Source organism: Gilliamella sp. B2717 (assembly GCF_026536675.1).
GTDB classification, from domain to species: Bacteria; Pseudomonadota; Gammaproteobacteria; order Enterobacterales; family Orbaceae; genus Gilliamella; species Gilliamella apicola_I.
The window spans coordinates 1,167-2,430 of sequence record NZ_JAFNNQ010000002.1 but is presented as its reverse complement, the minus strand read 5'-3'; the positions used below and the strand labels follow the sequence as shown (position 1 = coordinate 2,430).

Annotated in this window: 1 rRNA gene (running past both ends of the window); it reads left to right on the top strand. The window is 51.3% G+C overall.

The window, feature by feature from the left end:
* A 23S ribosomal RNA gene (locus tag J3U35_RS00010) occupies positions 1-1,264 on the top strand (it extends past both window edges: 331 nt to the left, 1,146 nt to the right).

The following is a 1,264-nucleotide window of genomic DNA, read 5'->3' as shown; positions in this document are numbered from 1 at the left end:
ATGGGGGGACCATCCTCCAAGGCTAAATACTCCTGATTGACCGATAGTGAACCAGTACCGTGAGGGAAAGGCGAAAAGAACCCCGGGAGGGGAGTGAAATAGACCCTGAAACCGTGTACGTACAATCAGTGGGAGCATGTGTCGTTGGGCATGTGTGACTGCGTACCTTTTGTATAATGGGTCAGCGACTTATATTCTGTAGCAAGGTTAACCGAATAGGGGAGCCGAAGGGAAACCGAGTATTAACTGTGCGTTAAGTTGCAGGGTATAGACCCGAAACCCGGTGATCTAGCCATGGGCAGGTTGAAGGTTGGTTAACACTAACTGGAGGACCGAACCGACTAATGTTGAAAAATTAGCGGATGACCTGTGGCTGGGGGTGAAAGGCCAATCAAACCGGGAGATAGCTGGTTCTCCCCGAAAGCTATTTAGGTAGCGCCTCATGTATAACTGTTGGGGGTAGAGCACTGTTTCGGCTAGGGGGCCATCCCGGCTTACCAACCCGATGCAAACTCCGAATACTGACAAGTTTAATCATGGGAGACACACGGCGGGTGCTAACGTTCGTCGTGAAGAGGGAAACAACCCAGACCGCCAGCTAAGGTCCCCAAGTCATAGTTAAGTGGGAAACGAAGTGGGAAGGCTTAGACAGCTAGGATGTTGGCTTAGAAGCAGCCATCATTTAAAGAAAGCGTAATAGCTCACTAGTCGAGTCGGCCTGCGCGGAAGATGTAACGGGGCTAAAACTATGCACCGAAGCTGCGGCAGTGCACGCAAGTGTATTGGGTAGGGGAGCGTTCTGTAAGCCGTAGAAGGTGTGTTGTGAGGCATGCTGGAGGTATCAGAAGTGCGAATGCTGACATAAGTAACGATAAAGCGGGTGAAAAGCCCGCTCGCCGGAAGACCAAGGGTTCCTGTCCAACGTTAATCGGGGCAGGGTGAGTCGACCCCTAAGGAGAGGCCGAAGGGCGTATCTGATGGGAAACGGGTTAATATTCCCGTACTGGCTATAACTGCGATGGGGGGACGAAGAAGGCTAGGTTTACCACCTATTGGATGGTGGGTTAAGCGTGTAGGGGTGTGATTAGGCAAATCCGGTCACTGAGACCCTGAGGCGTGATGACGAGCTACTAAGGTAGTGAAGTAATTGATGCCCTGCTTCCAGGAAAATCCTCTAAGCTTCAGGTTATAGTTAATCGTACCCGAAACCGACACAGGTGGTCAGGTAGAGAATACTCAGGCGCTTGAGAGAACTCGGGTGAAG